We start from the raw sequence: 12,995 nt of genomic DNA on the forward strand, positions 1-12,995 counted from the left end.
CGCGCCCGGATTCCCGTGTCGGCGGCATGGGCTGTATTCTAACAGATGTTAGAATTTGAGGAAATGCCATCGGCGACAAGCGAAAGCTCCTTGGCGGGCGGGAGCGCTCAGGGCTTGCGGACGCCTTCGAAGATCAGCATCTCGGTGCGGCGCGCCAGTTCGAGCACGGCTTGCCTGTTGTCGAGCCGGAACCACTCGATCGTCCAGTTCAGCGATCCAATGACGAACATGCGCAACGGCACGATCTCCATGTCGGCGCGAATTTCGCCGGCGCGCCGGGCATTGCGGAACAGCCTGTCCCAGTACGCAGCGTAGGCCCGCCGCAGCGGCCGGTGCGGTTTCTTGAGATGTTCCGGCAATTGGCCGTAGATGCGGATGTTGGCCGAGGTGAAATCGCTGGTCTCGAGCAGCGCGACGAGGTGGGCCTCGATGGCGAGGCCGATTCGGTGCCGGTGCGATGCCTTGCCGGCGCGCTCGACCGCGTGCTTCACGGTCTCGAAGACGTGACGCAGGCCACGGTCCAGCACCTCGTCGAGGATCTCCTCCTTGGAATGGAAGTGGTAATAGATGCTGCCGGCCTTGATCTTCGCCCGCGCCGCGATCTGGCGCAGTGTCGTGGCGGAAAATCCCTGGTGACGAAACAATTGTGCCGCCGAGCGCAGGATGAGGTCGCGCGACCGTTCGGACTTCGGCTTGGCGGCGGCCCCGCTGGCGGGCGCGCTCTTCGCGCGCGCGGCCGGCACGCGGGCCGGCCTGGGCTTGGACTTGAGCCCGGACTTGAGCTTGGACTTGAACCCGGACTTGGGCTTGAGTCGGGGCTTGGCCGATCCATCGCGGGACCGGTCACCCCTGCGCTGCAATGACCCTGCCGTTCCCATCTCGCCCGGATATTCCCTGAAATTCAGCGCCACCCGAGCGCGGGGGCGACGTGGGTAAGAATCGCTTCGATCACATGCGCGTTGTACGCGACGCCGAGTTGATTGGGAACGGTGAGCAGCAGCGTGTCGGCTTCGGCGATCGCCTCGTCCGCCCTGAGCTGTTCGACCAGTGCATCCGGCTCGGCCGCATAGGTACGCCCGAAAATCGACCGCGTCCGCTCGTCGATGAATCCGATCTGGTCCTCGCCTTCGCCTTCATGGCCGAAATAGGCGCGGTCGCGGTCGTCCATCAGTGCGATGATGCTGCGGCTGACCGAGACGCGGGGCTCGCGCGCATGGCCGGCCTCCTTCCAGGCCGCGCGATAGGCGCGGATCTGGGCGGCCTGCTGCAGGTGGAAAGCCTCTCCGGTCTCGTCGGTCTTGAGGGTTGAACTCTGCAGGTTCATGCCGAGCCGTGCTGCCCAGACCGCCGTGGCGTTCGAGCCGGCGCCCCACCAGATGCGTTCCCGCAGGCCCTCCGAGTGGGGCTCGAGACGGAGCAGGCCGGGCGGGTTTTGAAACATCGGCCGCGGATTTGGCGGCGCGAAGCCCTGGCCGCGCAACAGGTCGAGGAAGACCGCCGCGTGACGCCGCCCCATGTCGGCATCGCTCTCGCCTTCGGCCGGCCGGTAGCCGAAATGGCGCCAGCCGTCGATCACCTGTTCCGGCGATCCCCTGCTGATGCCGAGCTGAAGCCGTCCGCCGGCAATCAGGTCGGCGGCGCCCGCGTCCTCGACCATGTAGAGCGGGTTCTCGTAGCGCATGTCGATGACGGCCGTGCCGATCTCGATGCGGCTGGTTTTCGCTCCCACCGCCGCCAGCAGCGGAAAGGGCGAGGCAAGCTGGCGGGCGAAGTGGTGCACCCGGAAATACGCCCCGTCCGCGCCCAATTGCTCGGCGGCCACCGCGAGATCGATCGACTGCAGCAGGGTATCGGCAGCCGAGCGCGTCTGCGATTGCGGGGAGGCGGTCCAGTGACCGAAGGAGAGGAAGCCGATTTTCTTCATGGGCGCGGTCGATCTCGACGGAACGAATTCGGGCAGGGCTTGCCCGCTATATGGCTCTCACGCGCCACTTCCGGAAGCAACCGGTCAGCGGCAGGCGAGATACCGCCGCATGTCGATCAGGTCGTGGACGACCCCTGCGCGGCGCCGGCCGGCGAGATCGTGCGCCTGCCGCAGCGCTTCGTCGTCCGACCCGGCCGCGCCCGGCGCGATCCACACGCGAAGGCGGTCCTCGTCCTTGCCGGGCCGACCCAGGATCACCACGAAGGCCGGCCCGGCGACGGTTTGCGGCTTCGACCGTGCCAGGTGATCGCAGGGCAGCCCCGGCTCGCCGATTTCGACTGCCACGGCATCGAAGAACAGCGCGCGTCTCCGGCGCTCTTCCTCCTCGCTTCGCTGTTGCGTTTCGGCGGCGTGGCCCTGAAAGGCCGGGCTCTCGGCCTGGGAGGGCTGGGCGTGTGCGCCGTGGATCGGGCCGAGGGCGGCAAGGGCCAGGGAGAGCGTGAGGGGCAGGGATTTGAGGTTCATGCAGTTGCTCAGGCATGGGCATAGTGGACTAGTCAGCCTTTTCCTCAATCTCTCGTCTGAGTTCGTCCAGGCGCTTACCCTGGTAACTCCATTCCCATGGACCTGAGGCGCTGGGCCACTCATAGCCCTTACCGTTCAAAGCTTGAAGCGCAGCATCAGAAAGGGAAGTGACGTCTCCCTTGAAGTTGACCTTGTTCGTGTCATCGACGGTCGTGCATATAATCGTGGGGTCGACGAAGAGTTGAAGCTCCGTTCCCGGCATTATGCCGACCATTGAGAGACGGAAACGTGATCGACGTTTTGCGGCTTCAACCTCTGCCTTGACCTCACTGCTCTCGAATATTTCGTCTCCGAGTTTTACTTCCTTCACAGCCGCAAGACCCAAAGCAGCGCGGGCTCTCTCAGGTGCGAGTCGAAAAAACTCGCGGTTCTTGCTGAGCCGATGATCTCCAAAGGCCTCGTGCAAGCTGTCTTCCACAAACTTGGAGTTTGCAACCTCACAAGCGTAAAACAGCTCAAACGGCAGCGGGACGCCCGTCGAATAGAGGCCGCGGATTCTAATCGCAAGATCGCCGGTCGTTCGCCCAATCTTGACAAGGCCCGGCATCGCTTCGTTGATCAAGACATAGACAATCTCGGCCACCTGAAATCCCTTTCCCATCGCCAGGCAAGAGCGGGTTGAGCAAGGCCTCTTCGGTCTTGCAAGAGGTTAGCCAAGCGCTTCCTTGCGTTTCAGATTCCGTTTTGTAGAACATGCTTGTCAAGCCCCAAAATCAAAAATATTTCTCTTTACCAGAATTCCGATTTCCGTTATGTGTTACCCCGTCCCGTGCCCCTCAGAGGGGCGCTTCGCGGTCGTCACGGAACGTTGGGCGCGGGATGCGGTGGCCGCAGTGGGTGCAGGTGGTTAATCCACCCGACGAAAGCTTGCTGCGGACGGCGAAATCGTGTGGTCCTGGCGCCGCGACCCTGGCGTCCATCCCCGCCGGCCTGTGCTGGCGGGGCAACGGGGGCAAGACAGGCCGTTCCCCGGGGAGATCACGTATAAGCCGTAAACCCATTGCGCGGGGAAAGCCGGGTCGTCTCGGCTGTACCTGTCAAACCCGTGTGCATTTTTTTGCTACAGATCGCACACGGTTATGCGGGTGCCGCCGGCGCCCGGCTTTCCCTGCGCCCTCTCTTCAATGGGAGGGAGGAAGGAATGGCAAAACCTCGGGCAAACCGTGCCGCGGGAACGAGAGCGTGTGTCTTCCGAATATCCAGGCCGCAATCGACCGCCGCCGCGAGAGCCGCGCGACTATCCCGGCATCAGCCGCAACTGCGCTTCGCTGGCACCGCTGGCGCGGGCCGCTCCCGGCGGAGACGCCATCAGCACCTTCGCAAGATCCTCGGTCAGCTCGATATGCCGCACGATGTCCGGATTGATCGCCTTGGCGTGCGTCAGCGGCAGCATGTGGCCGGCGCCCGGCAGATGTTTCGTCTCCGCGCCCGGAATCAGCGCAGCGAGCTTTGCCACGATGCGCTGGGTCATGTAGGGCGACAGCCCGCCGGAAACCAGCAGCGTCGGCACGCGCAGGCCTGCTGCGGCAGAAGCGATGTTGACCTCGCCGAGAATGGCGGTGAAATCGAACGCCACCTTCTCGATCACCTCGATCATGCGCAGCCGCGCTTCGCCGGGCAGCGTCTCCTGCGGCCCCGAGCCGCGCCAGAATTCCAGGAACCGGTCGAGCGCCTCCATGTACATGCCGTTCCAGAGATCGACATGGACGCGCGTGCCCATGTCGGCGAACACGTCGTGCAGCCGCCGGTCCGCCGCGTTGTCGCGCAGCAGCGTCGGCAACACCGGCTCGATCAGCGTCAGGCTGCGGATGCGGCCCGCCCAGCGCTCGCTGGTCGCCATCTTGAAGGCGACCGCGCCGCCATAGGAATGGCCGACCAGGTGAATCGGCCCTTCCGCGCGATCGATCTCTTCGCCGAGCGCTGCGACCTCGTCGGCCAGCGTCGTCGGCAGGATCGGCCGCCCGACATGCTTGCCGTATCCGGCAAGATCGGGCGCGATCATTTCGAAGCCGTCGCCGAGCGCTTCGCCAAGCCGCGTCCATTGCCGCCCCGAACCGAGCGAGCAGTGCAGGGCGATGACGCTGGGCTTGTTGTCCTGTTGGGTGAAGGCGGAGGTCGCCATGGTGCTGCTTTCCCGTCTCTGGCGCGGCCGCGGCATGCGGCGGCTGTTGCAGGCAGGATGAAGCGGCGCGGCGGCAAAGACTTTCAGCCGGGCGTGACTTGTCCTTGGGATATTCCTGATTTTCCCTTGGGAACCGCCAAGCGCGGGAAGCGGATAGATTATAATACCATCGATTTATCAGATGCTTGGGTCAGAAACGTCACATTCTCGGGCCCCGTGGTATACCAGCAATTGTCAGGTCCCCCGACATGCGATAGACACGCCCGCCCCCACGAAAAAGGGGCTTTCCCCGCGCCATGCATGGCCTCGTCTGCTCGGCTCGCGCGCCGGAAAAATTTGGGGCTTCGTTTGAGAGATTGAGAACATGGCGCGCAATATTCTGATCCTGGGGGCCTCCTATGGCTCCCTCTTGGGGACCAAGCTCCTGATGGCCGGTCACAACGTGACCCTGGTGTGCCGGCAGAAGACGGCCGACCTCATCAATCGCGACGGCACGCAGGTGCGCATCAAGCTGCGCGACGAGGCGGAGCACCGCGCGATCTTCTCGCGCGACCTGCCCGGCAAGCTCGATGCCACCACGCCGCAGGCGGTCGACATCTCCCGCTACGACCTCGTCGCGCTCGCCATGCAGGAGCCGCAATACACCAACCACACCGTGCGCATGCTGATGGTGAAGATCGCGGCCGCTGGGCTACCGTGCCTCTCGATCATGAACATGCCGCCGCTGCCGTATCTCAAGCGCATCCCGGCGCTCTCAGGCATGGATCTCGAGGAGGCCTACACCAATGCCGCGGTGTGGGAGCGCTTCAAGCCGGGGCTGGTGACGCTGTGCTCGCCCGATCCGCAGGCCTTCCGTCCGCCGGAAGAGGCGGCGAACGTGCTGCATGTGGGGCTGCCCACCAATTTCAAGGCCGCGATCTTCGAGGACGAGAAGCACAACAAGCTCTTGCGCGAGCTCGAAGCCGATATCGACGCGGTCACGCTCGACGGCAAGGACGTGCCGGTGAAGCTGAAGGTGTTCGACTCGCTGTTCGTGCCGCTCGCCAAATGGTCGATGCTCTTGACCGGCAACTACCGCTGCATCACGCCCAGCGATCCGCAGTCGATCCGCGACGCCGTGCACGGCGACATCAAGCAGTCGCAGGCCATCTACGACCATGTCGACGCCATCGCCCGCAAGCTCGGCGCCGATGCCGCCGACCAGGTTCCGTTCGGCAAATACGCCAAGGCGGCGGAAAGCCTGCTGAAGCCGTCATCGGCCGCGCGTGCGGTTGCCGCCGGCGCCCCCTTCATCGAGCGCGTCGACCTCCTGGTGAAGCTGATCTCGCATCAGCTCGGTCAGCCCAATCCCGAGATCGACCGCACCGTCGAGATCGTCGACCAGAAGCTGAACGAGAAGATCGTCGGGGGAGGGTCGGGCGCGGCGTGATTGATCCGTCATTCCGGGGCACGCGAAGCGAGCGACAGAGGGTAGGATGGGTAGAGCGAAGCGAAACCCATCATGGCTCCACGACGGAGTGATGGGTTTCGCTGGCGCTCTACCCATCCTACGGCTCCGAGAGAGGGACGACAAAATGGCGCAAGCCGCAAGCCATGGCGTCCGCGCATAAACCCGCTATCCTCCTCGGATTGCTCACCACCCATTTCAGGAGACGCAGGATGCAGGTCTGCAACGTCGTGAAATTCAAGGTCAAGCCCGGTCAGGAAAACGCCTTCCTCGACGCCCACCGCGCCGGCAAGGCGAAGTGGCCGGGCCTGGAGCGCGGCGTCATCATCAAGACCGGCGATCAGACGTTCTGCCTGATCGGCACGTGGCCGAGCCAGGAGGCCATGGTCGCCGCGCGGCCCGCGATGATCAAGACGCTCGACAGTTTCCGCGCCACCCTCGACGACCAGGGCGAGGGCCGCGGCGTCACCGATGCCGTCTCCGGCGCGGTGGTGCTCGATCTGTAATATATTGCGCGCCGCCGGGTCGGCGGCATGTCACGATTTGATTCAGAGCGCATCCTCAATTCGGAGGATGCGCCGGCGATCGAAGGCAAGTAGTTTTCATCGATGCCTGCCGCGGATGAGTTTCGTTCGCAGCAGGCAAGCTTGCCAGCACAGAACGGCGGCTGCTAGAAAATCCCGGGCGTGATTTGCGCCCGTTTGAATTGATGGAGATACTTCGTGAAGTCCTACACCAAACCGACGCTCGTCAAACTGGGTACGCTTTCGCTGATCAAGTCCAACGCCACCGGTCCGAGCACCGACGGCAAGAAGTATTCCGGCTTCTTCAAGTAATATTCTGGATCGAACGAAAATCTCGGCGGCGGGCTTGTCGAAAGCGCGCCGCTTTTTCTTTGTCCCGCTTCAATGATCCGCAAATCGCGCGACCATCAGCCCGGCAACATTCTTCGCCGACGCATGCCGGATGAAGGCTTCGCGCCATCCCAGATAACCCATCAGCGCCATCACGGAACGCGTGGAGCTGGTGGTCATCCCGAACGAGAGCTGCTCCAGCGCGTAGGCCGCCGCGCGGCGGTCGATCCAGCCCTCGGGCACGGTGTGCAGCAGCGCATCGAAATACGGCCGGCCCTTGTTGGCATATTTCAGCAGGAACGAATCGAAGGTGAACGTATCGTTTTGGCGTGCACGCAGCGAATCCGGCACGATGCCCTTCTGGCTTTCCCTGAGCAGCTCCTTGTAACGGCCGTCGAAATCATGCACCAGCAGCGCGCTCACCTCGCCATAGACGAAGTCGAGCAGGGGCAGGTCGCAAAAGGGCGAGGCGTCGGTGAGGCCCTTCGCGGCAAAATGGCTTTGCGTCACCGTCCGCGGTGCGGCGGGATAACCCCAGTCGTCGCAGATGATGCCGTCGCCGACCAGCTCGCGCTCGCGGGCGTATCTCTCCTCGGTATAGGCGCGAAGGCCCTCTCCGCAGCGCAGCCACGGCACCCTGTCGGTCAGCATGCGCTGCATGTTGACGTCGCCGACGTCGAACGGATTCCAGCGCCCACCGGCAAAGGCGCCGTTGAGCCGCTGGTGCAGGGCTTCGGGCAATTGCGACAGCACACTTTGCCAGCCGAGATTGGCCCGGCCGCGCGACAGCAGGCGGCTCGCCGGCGGCAGCGCTCCGGCAAACAGCGCGTATTGGCGATGCCGCAGCAGCCAGGGCAGGAACGACGGCGAGCGCAGGAACAGCTGGTCCGCGCCGAAACCGGTGAACACCAGCGAGCCGGGCTCGGCAACCCCGGCGACCGATCGCGAAAACCAGTCGCCGAACCAGAAGAAATCGCTGGGCTCGTCAGAGTAACCGGGATCGGTGTCGACGGCATCGGGCAACGCTTCCGGCGGCATGATGACGAGATCGATGCCGTAGCGATCGGCGACCTCTCGCGCGTAACCTTCGCTGATCGCGTGCGAGGGCAGATGCGGCTGCGAAAACATCACGCCGCGAATACCGGAGGCCTGCTCTCCCAGGAGGCAGGCGATGAACGACGAGTCGAGCCCGCCGGAGATCTCGACGCAGATCCTGGCATCCGCTGCAGCGGCAAGGCGGCCCTTGATCGAGTCGCGCAGGATCGCGAGGATCTGCGGCGCCACGTCCTCGCGGCGCTGCCCGGCATCGAGAAGATAGCCGTAGCTTCTCCGCACCAGCTGTTCTCGCGTGATGGCGCCCCCGAGGCGGATCAATTCTCCCGGCAGCACGCGGCTGACGTCGCGCAGCGGCGTCTCCCTGGACAGGAACTGATAGCCGGGTACGATGAGCACGTGCCGGGCGAGATAATCCTCGTTCCAGCGCGTCGCGGCGGCGTCGAAGAAAAATCCAAGGCGATTGGCAACCGCGCCGTCCGCTTCGCGGTAGTAGAGCTGGTACTGCGAGGTGAAGCTTTTGAATCCGTAGACCGCGTCATCGGCCGCGATCAGCGCGACAAAGTCGCCTTCCGCCCTGGCGATCGCCTGAGGCCCCTCGCGGCCGATCATCTCGGCGAGGTGCCGAAGCGCCTCCGGGCCGGTCCGACCGTCGAGGCGGAAGACGGCGCCCTCGATCAGGATCTTTCCCAGGGTGCAATCGATGGTGCGGCAGCCGCGATCCGCACTCCACCGGATCGGCGCGGGCCGCGCATCGACGTTTGCTTGCTCCAGCGCAGGGCTCATTGCAGCTTTCGGGCCTTGTTTGCTATGTTTCGCAACGAAGAGCCTTACAGAACCTTTTGCCCATGAGCACGCTCGTTTTATTCCTCTCGCACTTTTCCACGAAGCTGTTCGGCATCGACCGCACCGTTGCGTTTTTCCGATGGCTGGGGCGCGTGGCGGGGCTCGGCCGCTCGGGACTGAGCGCGGAAGAGCTCGCCGAACGCGCGATTCGCGGCATGCAGCTGCTGCCGCTTCGCGTCGAATGTCTCGACCAGGCGATCGTCACCTGGTACGCGCTCAACCGCCATGGTCATCCGGCCTCCTTGCGGATCGGAATGCGGCTGGCTCCGCTGTCGGGGCATGCCTGGGTGACCTGCAAGGAGCAAACGTTCGTCAAAACGCCCGGCATGGAGGATTTCACAATCGTGGCGTCCTATCCGCCCTGGTCGGAACACGCCTCCGCCAGCTTGAGCTGAACCAGCTCGCCGATCAGCACGTCGAGATCGCCCCGCAGTTCCGCGCGCGTGGCGCCATATTCGTCCGCGAGCCTTGCCGACGCATCGTCGAGACCCATCTCGAGCGCCAGCCGCACCATCCGCGCAGCCGTTTCGTTGAGGCCGTAGGAATCGCCGGAGCGAACCGAGAACAGCACGTCCTTGCCGTCCACATTGGTGAGGGTCGTGCCGGGAGCCAGTCGAATGCGCATGTTGATCCGTTTCAATGCGAGGGGTCTTCGGGAGGACGAACGAAGGATGAGTGCTCGCCGCCGGGCAACCGCCCGCCGGTCTGGTGCCGCCAGAGGGAGGCATAAAGCCCGCCGAGCGCGATGAGCCGGTCGTGCGATCCTTGCTCGACGATGCGGCCGCCGTCGAGCACGACGATCCGGTCCATCCGGGCCAGCGTCGAAAGCCGATGCGCGATCGTGATGACGGTCTTTCCGGTCATCAGCGTATCGAGCTGCTCCTGGATCGCGTGCTCCGCCTCGGAGTCGAGTGCGGCGGTGGCTTCGTCGAGCACGAGGATGGGCGCATTCTTCAGGAGTACGCGCGCCAGCACGATGCGCTGGCGCTGGCCGCCCGAAAGCTTCGCACCGCGTTCGCCGGCGCTGGCCTCGAGTCCGGCGCGCCCCTCTTCATCGAGCAAGCCGTCGATGAACTCCGAGACGCGGGACTGGCCGAGCGCGCGCACGAGCTCGTCTCGCGAGGCGTCGGGCTTACCGCACAGGATGTTGTCGCCGATGGAGCGGTGCAGCAGTGCCGTGTCCTGGGTAACGACGCCGATGCGGGAGCGCAGGCTGTCCATCGACGCCGCGCGAATGTCCTGCCCGTCGACGCGGATCGCGCCGCCCTTGATGTCGTAGAGCCTGAGCAGCAGGCTGACCAGCGTCGACTTGCCGGCGCCGGAGCGCCCGACGAGGCCGACGCGCTCGCCCGGCGCGATCGCCAGCGAAAAGCCGGCAAACAGCGGCCTTTCGCCGGAATAGCCGAAATCGATACCGTCGAACTCGATCGCGCCGGCCTTGATGTCCAGCGGCCGTGCATCCGGCGCATCGACCATCGTATTGGGCGCGGCGATCGATGCCATGCCCTGCTTGACGTCGGCGAGATTCTGAAAAATGCCGGACACTTCCCACGCTACCCAGCCGCCGGTGCTCGCCGCCTGCCACACCAGCGGCAGCGCCATCGCCACCGCTTCCGCCTCGATTGCTGCGTTCACCCACAGCGCGACGGCGATGGCGCCCGTTCCCGTCAGCAGCACCGTGTTGAGGAGTGTGAGCGCCGTCATGAAGCGGGTGATCATCTGTGCGTGACGCAGCTGCGCGTCATCGTGCGACAGCAGCGCGTTGCGAACGTGATCCTTGTCGGTCGCCTCATAGGAGAACAGCTTCACCGTCAGGATATTGCTGTAGCAGTCGACGATGGCGGCCATCAGATCGGAATAGGCCTGCGAGCTGCCTTCGGCCCTCGTCTTGAGGCGCGGCACGAACCAGCCGAGCAGCGCGATATATCCGGCAAACCAGCAAAGCAGCGGCAGCGTCAGCCGCCAATCGGCCTCGCCCAGCAGGAAGATGCAGGCCCCGCCATACATCGCCAGATACCAGACCGCGCGAATCGCGGCTTCCGCCGTTTCGCGCAGCGATCCGGCAGTGTGCATCACCCGATGCGCCAGCCGGCCGGGAAAATCGCCCTGGAAGAATTGCCAGCTCTGGCGCACGACATGCCAGTGGCTGACCCAGCGGATGCGCGACGTCACGCCGGGAGCGAGATAGGCGTTGCGCAAGCGCAGGTCGAAATAGATCAGGAGGGGGCGCGCGATCCCGATGGCAATGAGAAATGCGAGCAGCGTCGGCCAGTACTCGTGCCACGCTTTCCAGCGATCGGTCTGACCGACGAATGCAACCACCTTGCCGACGAAGACGGAAACGAGTGCGTCGGCGCAGGCCACGCCGAAGCCGCAGAGGAACAGCCATCCGAGGATGCGCTTATGTTCCGCAAGGAAGTACCGGTAGAATGCCAACAGCGTTGCGGGCGGCGTGCCGGGCGGAGGGGAGGCGGCAATATCCATTCGGCTCATGGCAACGTGATTTGGCAGCAATCTGGCTCTCAGTATCTCTTGGCGTGCGCATTCGCGTCAATTCGTCCCGCGGCCGGCCGGTCGCGCAACCCATGGTAATCGAGGGCTTTCGCCTTGAGGACGCATCCAATGCCGGCTCGCTCGATTTCCCGCATCCTGCCGGCGCTGGCAGTCGCAATGCTGCTCGCGATCCAGCCGACCGCGGCTCAACCTGTGTCACAGGAGTCGGCTGATGGCAAACGGGCAAGCCTTATCGCGGCGGCCGATCTCTATCGCGCGCAGACAATCGTGACGGGGCAGGGCGAAGCCAACCGCATCATCGGCTTCGCCTCATGCCTGGAAGATGTCCTCGTCAAGGTATCCGGCGCGTTGCGGCTCGCCGGCGACCCCCGGCTCGCCCCCTACAAGTCCGAGGCCGCGAAGCTGGTTCGCGGCTTTTCCTATCGCGACGAAAAGGGCGGCAAGCCGAAGAACGACGAACAGGGCACGCGGGACCGGTCCTTCTTTCTGGCCGTTGATTTCGACGAGGCGGCCATCAACGAAATCCTCGCCGCAATGGGCGTTACACCCTGGCTTTCCCGCCGCCCGGTGCTCGGCGTCTTCGTGGAGATGCAGCAGGGCCCGAGAAGATACGTGGTCGCAGCCGACTCGCGGCAGACCGATCTGCAAGGCGCCGCGCTTCTGTCGGCCGCGGCCAAGCGCGGCATGCCCATCATGTTGCCCGATGTCGCAACGCTGGACGAGGTCGGCGCCAATGACATGGTGCTTGCCGCCATCGCGCCCGGGAAGCTGGCGCAGGCCGCGGCCAGGCGAGGCGGAGAGGTCTTGTTGACCGCCCGCCTGGCCTGGGACGACCAGGACCTGCGGTGGACCGCGGACTGGCAACTTGACTGGCACGGCAAGCCGCAACGATGGCGGCTTTCCGCGGTCACATTTGACGAAGCCTTTCGACAGGGCATCGGCGGCGCCGCACAGATCATCGCCGCGCAACAGTAATGCGGCCGTGGGACCCGAGGCCGCGCAAACTTCACGCGGCATTCACGCGCACGTGTGCATGATGTGAACCGCTCGGTGCAATAGAGCAAAGGCATGCGCTCGCGCATGCCTCGCATTCTCACGCGCATCTCAAGCTTATCTGGAGGAAAAATCCTGCCTATCTGAAAGTCCTGGAGGCCGTCTGCATGCATGGTGCAGGCGGGGAAGGGGAGCTTGACCCTCTTCAACAGGATGAAACCACCATGAGCATGCTGAACCACATTTCCGACTCTTCCGCTTCACCCATCGCGATTCGACGGTCGCTCGGGGTTCTGGGCCGCGGCATCTTCCGCGCCGTCAACAACGCGATCGCTGCCATCATCGCGCAGCGCGAGCGTCAGGCGCAGCTGACGATTCTGCGCCGGCTGTCCGACCGCGAACTGCGGGACATCGGGCTTTCGCGCAGCGACATCGGTGCCGGCCTTGCCGAGGCCGCAAAGGACCGCACGCGGTCGCAGCGCCTGCTTGCGGCACGGTCGTGACGCATGGACGATGTTTTTTCGTCGAGCCTTCTTCCCTCTGACCGGCGGCCGGCGCCTGCATGCCGGCCGCCGGCGGGGTTGGGCAGCCGTGGCCGGAAACCCGCCGACGCTGGAATATATTACTGAATTGAACTGCGCAGGCGCCGCTTGCTAT

13 protein-coding genes are annotated in these 12,995 nt (G+C 64.5%); 5 read left to right on the forward strand and 8 right to left on the reverse strand.

Annotated elements, in window-relative coordinates; translation table 11 throughout:
* Positions 1-107 precede the first annotated feature (107 nt).
* The 5 genes from HZB49_RS23930 to HZB49_RS23950 form a co-directional block, all read right to left on the reverse strand.
* A complete protein-coding gene (locus tag HZB49_RS23930; protein ID WP_291615853.1) occupies positions 108-860 on the reverse strand; it encodes a TetR/AcrR family transcriptional regulator in 753 nt (250 codons plus the stop codon).
* 41 nt (positions 861-901) lie between these two features.
* Positions 902-1,924 (reverse strand): LLM class flavin-dependent oxidoreductase, encoded by a 1,023-nt coding sequence (locus HZB49_RS23935; protein ID WP_291615855.1) that lies wholly within the window; start codon positions 1,922-1,924, stop codon positions 902-904.
* Positions 1,925-2,008: 84 nt separating this feature from the next.
* Positions 2,009-2,449 carry a hypothetical protein gene (locus tag HZB49_RS23940; RefSeq protein WP_291615857.1) on the reverse strand — a complete coding sequence of 147 codons (441 nt, stop codon included), beginning with the start codon at positions 2,447-2,449 and terminating at the stop codon, positions 2,009-2,011.
* A gap of 28 nt (positions 2,450-2,477) precedes the next feature.
* Positions 2,478-3,092, reverse strand: a complete 615-nt coding sequence (locus HZB49_RS23945) for a GIY-YIG nuclease family protein (protein WP_291615858.1) — start codon at positions 3,090-3,092, stop codon at positions 2,478-2,480.
* Between the two features lie 654 nt (positions 3,093-3,746).
* Positions 3,747-4,631, reverse strand: coding sequence for an alpha/beta hydrolase (locus HZB49_RS23950; protein WP_291615859.1), 885 nt, complete (start codon positions 4,629-4,631; stop codon positions 3,747-3,749).
* 364 nt (positions 4,632-4,995) lie between these two features.
* Here HZB49_RS23950 and HZB49_RS23955 point away from each other — a divergent pair, with 364 nt between their 5' ends.
* Together HZB49_RS23955 and HZB49_RS23960 are read left to right on the forward strand one after the other, a co-directional pair.
* Positions 4,996-6,060 carry a 2-dehydropantoate 2-reductase N-terminal domain-containing protein gene (locus HZB49_RS23955; protein WP_291615860.1) on the forward strand — a complete coding sequence of 355 codons (1,065 nt, stop codon included), beginning with the start codon at positions 4,996-4,998 and terminating at the stop codon, positions 6,058-6,060.
* Between the two features lie 230 nt (positions 6,061-6,290).
* Positions 6,291-6,584: a DUF718 domain-containing protein gene (locus HZB49_RS23960; protein WP_291615861.1), complete on the forward strand. Its 294-nt coding sequence runs from the start codon at positions 6,291-6,293 to the stop codon at positions 6,582-6,584.
* A 399-nt stretch (positions 6,585-6,983) separates the two neighbouring features.
* Here the strand turns inward: HZB49_RS23960 and HZB49_RS23965 are convergent, their stop codons facing one another.
* Positions 6,984-8,771 carry an asparagine synthetase B family protein gene (locus HZB49_RS23965; protein ID WP_291615862.1) on the reverse strand — a complete coding sequence of 596 codons (1,788 nt, stop codon included), beginning with the start codon at positions 8,769-8,771 and terminating at the stop codon, positions 6,984-6,986.
* A 62-nt stretch (positions 8,772-8,833) separates the two neighbouring features.
* Between HZB49_RS23965 and HZB49_RS23970 the strand changes: the two genes are divergently transcribed.
* On the forward strand, positions 8,834-9,226 hold the full coding sequence (locus HZB49_RS23970) for a lasso peptide biosynthesis B2 protein (RefSeq protein ID WP_291615864.1): 393 nt from the start codon (positions 8,834-8,836) through the stop codon (positions 9,224-9,226).
* On the opposite strand, the gene HZB49_RS23975 is transcribed toward HZB49_RS23970, so the two are convergent.
* Both HZB49_RS23975 and HZB49_RS23980 read right to left on the reverse strand, forming a co-directional pair.
* Entirely contained in the window at positions 9,184-9,456 is a 273-nt protein-coding gene (locus HZB49_RS23975) for a PqqD family protein (RefSeq protein WP_291615866.1), read from the reverse strand. The genes HZB49_RS23970 and HZB49_RS23975 overlap by 43 nt on opposite strands.
* An 11-nt stretch (positions 9,457-9,467) precedes the next feature.
* A complete protein-coding gene (locus tag HZB49_RS23980; protein WP_291615868.1) occupies positions 9,468-11,315 on the reverse strand; it encodes an ABC transporter ATP-binding protein in 1,848 nt (615 codons plus the stop codon).
* A gap of 186 nt (positions 11,316-11,501) precedes the next feature.
* Here HZB49_RS23980 and HZB49_RS23985 point away from each other — a divergent pair, with 186 nt between their 5' ends.
* Entirely contained in the window at positions 11,502-12,320 is an 819-nt protein-coding gene (locus HZB49_RS23985; RefSeq protein WP_291615870.1) for a DUF2066 domain-containing protein, read from the forward strand.
* Positions 12,321-12,562: 242 nt separating this feature from the next.
* Entirely contained in the window at positions 12,563-12,841 is a 279-nt protein-coding gene (locus tag HZB49_RS23990) for a DUF1127 domain-containing protein (RefSeq protein ID WP_291615872.1), read from the forward strand.
* The last annotated feature ends 154 nt before the right edge of the window (positions 12,842-12,995 follow it).

Source organism: Bradyrhizobium sp. (genome assembly GCF_016219575.1).
Lineage (GTDB): Bacteria > Pseudomonadota > Alphaproteobacteria > Rhizobiales > Xanthobacteraceae > Bradyrhizobium.